The 5,238-nt window shown below is 60.6% G+C and carries 3 protein-coding genes and 2 pseudogenes; 3 read left to right on the plus strand and 2 right to left on the minus strand.

Features of this window, described 5'->3' with window-relative positions; genetic code table 11:
• Positions 1 to 77: 77 nt before the first annotated feature.
• Positions 78 to 406: pseudogene (locus tag AAFX91_RS38715) on the plus strand (integrase); the annotation flags it as partial.
• Here AAFX91_RS38715 and tnpC read toward each other — a convergent pair.
• Together tnpC and tnpB are read right to left on the minus strand one after the other, a co-directional pair.
• Positions 384 to 1,976 carry an IS66 family transposase gene (tnpC, locus tag AAFX91_RS38720; protein WP_394570005.1) on the minus strand — a complete coding sequence of 531 codons (1,593 nt, stop codon included), beginning with the start codon at positions 1,974 to 1,976 and terminating at the stop codon, positions 384 to 386. The pseudogene AAFX91_RS38715 and the gene tnpC overlap by 23 nt on opposite strands.
• Before the next feature lie 74 nt (positions 1,977 to 2,050).
• Positions 2,051 to 2,281 (minus strand): annotated as a pseudogene (gene tnpB, locus AAFX91_RS38725) (IS66 family insertion sequence element accessory protein TnpB); the annotation flags it as partial.
• A gap of 233 nt (positions 2,282 to 2,514) precedes the next feature.
• Between tnpB and AAFX91_RS38730 the strand changes: the two are divergent.
• A complete protein-coding gene (locus tag AAFX91_RS38730; RefSeq protein WP_394570007.1) occupies positions 2,515 to 3,396 on the plus strand; it encodes a site-specific integrase in 882 nt (293 codons plus the stop codon).
• A gap of 10 nt (positions 3,397 to 3,406) precedes the next feature.
• Complete coding sequence (locus tag AAFX91_RS38735) at positions 3,407 to 4,612, plus strand: IS91 family transposase (RefSeq protein ID WP_394570009.1); 1,206 nt, start codon at positions 3,407 to 3,409, stop codon at positions 4,610 to 4,612.
• Positions 4,613 to 5,238: the final 626 nt, after the last annotated feature.

Below are 5,238 nucleotides of genomic sequence, written 5' to 3' on the forward strand. Positions count from 1 at the left end.
GAGAAAAAAGATCGCCGACGGCGGCTTCGAGACCCCCTACCGACTGCGAAAGCAGATCGTCGAGGCGGTGTTCGGACGCCGGCGGTCTGCGGCGCTCGGAAATCGTCGGCCTGGATTGCGGCCGCGACCAGACCGAGGACGGCCGCGGCTGGGTCGAGATCCCGACAAGGGCATGATCGTCACCCTGCGGGGCAAAAGCGGCTGGCGGGAGGTCGAGATCGGCAGCGGCTCATCCGACGCCACCTGCCCGATCGTCGCCCTGCAGATCTGGCTGAAGCTGGCCCGGATCGGCCACGGGCCGCTGTTTCGCTTGGTGCGCGGTCAAGGCAAGGACGTCGGGCCGGACCGGCTGACCGACCAGCGTAAGCGGCAAGCTGAGGCCGTCAGGCGGCGTGGTTCCATGGCATAAGCGCGTCGATTTCGCTGCTCGGCCAGCCGTTGGCGATACGCTGAAGCGTGAGGGTGAGCCAGGCGAGCGGATCGACGTTGTTCATCTTCGCTGTCTGCAGCAGTGTCGCGATGGTCGCCCAGGTTCGTCCGCCGCCGTCGCTGCCGGCGAAGAGGCTGTTCTTTCTTGTAATCGTTTGTGGCCTGATGGCGCGTTCGATGATGTTGGAGTCGAGCTCGATGCGACCATCGGTCAGGAAGCGTTCGAAGATGGCACGGCGCGAGACGGCATAGCGGATCGCCTCAGCCAGTTTTGATTTGCCGGAGATCCGCCGCAAGGTCTGCTGCCAGAGATCGAAGAGATCTGCGACGATCGCCGCGGAGGCTTGCTGGCGCGCGGCAACGCGAGCGTCGGGGCTTTGACCGCGCACGGTTTTCTCGACCTGCCAGAGCCTTGCCATCCGCTCGACCGTCGCCGTTGCCACTTCCGAGCTCCCTGCAACATGCAGTTCGTAGAACTTGCGGCTGCTGTGTGACCAGCAGCCAGCCAATGTGATGCCATCATTGCCGCGATCGGATCGCGTGAGCTTGTTATAGGCGGCATAGCCATCCACTTGCAGGATGCCGCGATAACCATTGAGATGCCGGACCGCGCATTCGCCTGAGCGGCTGTCTTCGAAGCGATAAGCCACCATCGGGGGACTGCTGCGGCCAAACGTTCGGTCATCCCTGGCATAGGCCCATAAGTAGGCCGTCTTTGTCGATCCGGAGCCGGGAGCGAGCGTCGGCAAGCTGGTTTCGTCGGCAAAGACCCGTTCGGCCTTCTTGACCTCACTGAAGATGTAGTCGGCTACGATGTCGAGCTCGAAGCCGAGCTTGCCCATCCATTGCGCCATCAGCTGGCGGTCGAGCTCGACATGATCGCGGGCGTAGATAGCCTCCTGCCGGTAGAGCGGCAGGCCATCGGCGTATTTGGCGACCGCGATCTGGGCCAGAAGCGCTTCCGTAGGAATGCCTCCTTCAATGATATGGGCCGGGGCCGGCGCCTGGATGACGCCGTCCGCGTTCTTGAAGGCATACCTGGGACGGCGCGTGACGATCACCCGGAACTTCGCCGGCACCACATCCAGGCGCTCCGACACGTCCTCGCCGATCAGCACTTTCTGCTTGCCGGCATGCTCAGCCAGCTCTTCCGGCTCAATGACGGTTTCGATCCGTTCCAGATGGGGTGCAAAGCCCTTGCGCCGACGCGGTGCACGCTTGCCATCCGCCTGCGCACGGCCCTTGCTGACCTGGGCCTTGATCGCGGCGATGCCGGTCTCGATCTCCTCGAAGACGAGGGCCTGCTGTTCATCGTCGCCGTTCGCCGAGCCGAGCTTTTCCGATCGTCGGCCGAACCGGGCGCGGTCGAAGGCCTTCAGGATTTGCGTCAGCCGCTCGATGCGCGCATCGGCATCGGCGTTGCGGGCCTTGAGATCGGCGACTTCGCTCTCCAGAGCATCGGCGCGGGCCGCTTTCTCGGCCATGGCAAGCACCATGGCCTTCAGCGTCTCTACGTCATTCGGGAGGCTGAGATCGGGCGGCGTCATTGACCCGACCAGAGCACATTTTGTCCCGGTTCTCTTGCCCTTTCAGGCCGCTGATTCACTTCGCCGCAGTGCTTTTACCCAACAATCTCCGGCGGCTTGACCGCCGCGGTCCGGACCCGCTTCCAGTCCATCCCATCCACCAGTGCCATCAACTGCGCAGCATTCAGCTGCACCCGATGATGCCCGATCCGCGGCCAGCAGAACCTCGCCTTCTCAAGCCGTTTTAAATAGAGGCACACGCCGGAGCCATCCCACCATACGATCTTTATTCGGTCGGCTCTTTTGGCGCGGAACACATAAAGCGCACCGTCGAACGGTTATGTTGCACGCAACATAACCGTTCTTGGACGAAGCCGCTCCGCGGCAGAACACTCGGCAAGAGTGGCCCATCGTCAGATGAAGGAATGCGGCTGAAGCAAATGTAACTGCTTTAGCGTGCCATGGTGAGACGTAATTTGCAGCGTTCATAGGCTTGGCTTCGAGCAAGATGGCGTTGCTGCCCTCGGGCAGTTTTCGTTGTTTTGCCAAGGAGCCTTCAATGACCCCGCTTCGGTTACGCATGATAAACGACATGCAGATCCGCAACTTGTCACCGCATCCGCAGGATTCCTATCTGCTGCAGGTTTCGCAGTTCGCCCGCCATTTTGCGAAGTCGCCGGCTTTGCTTGGGCCGGAAGATGTCCGCGCCTACCAAGTCTATCTGACGAACGAGAAGAAGTTGGCGCCGAAGTCGATCCACGTGGCCGTCTCAGCGCTCCGTTTCTTGTACCGTGTCACGCTCGGCTTCGAATGGGATTTCGACCTCATCATTCCGTGTCCAAAGGCGCCCAAGACACTCGCCGTCATCCTCAGCCCCGAAGAGGTGCTGCACTTCCTCGGCTGCGTGGAGAGCCTCAAGCATCAAGTGATCCTGACAACATGCTACGCCGCCGGTCTGCGCATTTCCGAAGCGGTACGCCTAACGCCGGGGGCCATCGACCGACAGCGGATGGTGCTACGCGTCGATCAAGGCAAGGGAAAGAAGGACCGTTACGTCATGCTCTCGGCACGGTTGCTGGAGACACTGACCGACTATTGGCGCGCCGCCCGGCCGAGGACGTGGATGTTTCCCGGCGGTATCCCCAACGAGCCGATATCGACCAACGCGGTGCAGGACGCCTGCAGCAAGGCGCATCGGTTAACGGGCCTTGCCAAGCCCGTGACGCCGCATTCGCTGCGGCATGCCTTCGCCGTCCATCTACTCGAGGCCGGCACCGATCTTCGCACCATCCAGCTCTTGCTTGGCCATCGCAGCCTGTCCACAACCGCGCAATATCTCCGGATAGCCACGAACAAAGTCTGCGCGGCGACCAGCCCGCTGGAGCTGCTGCCGCGCCCAATCCCTAAGGCACCACCACCGCCGCCGCCTGAACATTTCTGACGGCGGCCCCATGGGACGCTCGGGTCCGGAAGTGGCGGATATCTTCCGCCGCTATGGTGCTGCCTGGCGCGAGCAGCACTGGAGGTCTCTATCAACCGAACGACGTGCAGCAATGACGGCGATCGAGCGCTGCCGAACGGCCGCGCTCGGTGGCCATGTCGAGCAGTGCGATCACTGCGGAGAGCGGCGGATCTCCTACAATAGCTGCCGCTCGCGCAACTGCCCCAAGTGCCAATCGCTCGCGCGGGCAGAATGGATCGAGGCGCGACAAGCGGAGCTTCTCGATACGCAGTATTTTCACGTTGTTTTCACCATACCCGACCAAATCGCAGCGATCGCATTCCAGAATGCCGGCACCGTGTACGATATTATGTTCCGCACAGCTGCAGAGACTTTGCGGACTATCGCTGCCGACCCCAAGCACCTCGGTGCCGAGATCGGGTTCTTTTCTGTCCTTCATACTTGGGGCCAGAACCTCCTCCACCATCCCCACCTCCATTGCGTCGTTCCTGGAGGAGGACTGTCCCCGGATGGCAGCCGCTGGATCGCGTGCCGGCCCGGCTTCTTTCTTCCCGTGGCCGTGCTTTCCCGTCTGTTCCGGCGCCTATTTCTCAGCGCCTTGCAAAAGTCGTTCGATACCGGCGAGCTACAATTCTTCTCGTCGCTGGAACCGTTGCGTGATCCGGCTGCGTTTCAGCGTTATCTGAACGATGTCCGCAGAATCAATTGGGTTATCTACGCCAAGCCGCCATTTGGCAGCGCCGAACAGGTTGTGCACTATGTCGGCCGCTATACGCATCGGGTAGCGATCAGCAACAGCCGTGTCATCGATATCGAAGACGGCAAAGTACGCTTTCGATGGAAGGATTACCGCCACGGAAGCCAGCAGAACGTAATGACGCTGGACGCCGGGGAGTTCATTCGGCGTTTCCTCATCCATGTCCTGCCCGAAGGCTTCAAACGTATTCGCTACTATGGTTTTCTGGGTAACCGCTACCGCAAGCAAAAGCTCGCTCGCTGCCGTGAACTGCTCGGAATGATATCCGCCGATGCTCATTCGGAGCTGGAAGAGCCATCCGATTGCCCCGAGAAGGCTGAGCACTGCAATGCCGCTTCCTTGCGCCAATGTCCATCCTGTCATCAAGGCCACATGGTGTGCGTCGAGGTATTGCAGCCAGGGTCGTTCAGTGCCGCTCGTTCACCGGACACTTCTTGATGCGAGACCTCGATCAACCAAGAACCGCCACCTTCCATTTCGCAATTCTTCCGGCCGCCGTGGCAGCCGATAGATGCCCTGTTGTCGTTCTTCCGACGTCAAACCTCCGGCGCTTCGCATTTTTCGGCTACTTCGCTTCCCAGATGTCGCTTCCACCCAGTACTTTCGTGATAATGTCCGCTTTGGACTTGTCTCCAGTCCAGATCACGACGTCCACAAATAACGGCGCAGTGATTCAACACCCATAGCTGCAGCGGCGTGCCCGCGGCTTCGTCCAACACGTTTTTAGATTACCGGCGCCCCTCGCGAGTGCTCGTGTTGGGTACCGAACCACGCGCCGCCAATCTAAAAACGCTTTCTATTATGTGTCGGACGAGATTATGTGGCGGAGGCGCCCTAACGCCAGCCAGGGCCGGCCACGGCTGGATTCCACCGCCACATAATATTTTGTGCCCCTTGTGCGGACGCAGGATCCCCCTGCGCCGTAACGCCGGAGGGGCACAATGCTCGAGTTCTATTTTTCGTACCGTGGGGTACTTACTCATAGGTCAGAAATATAGGCGACATTGTTGCGGCGTTGGTGTATGCTATCGGCATGAAACGCGACGGCCGACAACTTGACCATC

Source organism: Bradyrhizobium sp. 31Argb, from assembly GCF_043638955.1.
In the GTDB taxonomy this organism is placed as follows: domain Bacteria; phylum Pseudomonadota; class Alphaproteobacteria; order Rhizobiales; family Xanthobacteraceae; genus Bradyrhizobium.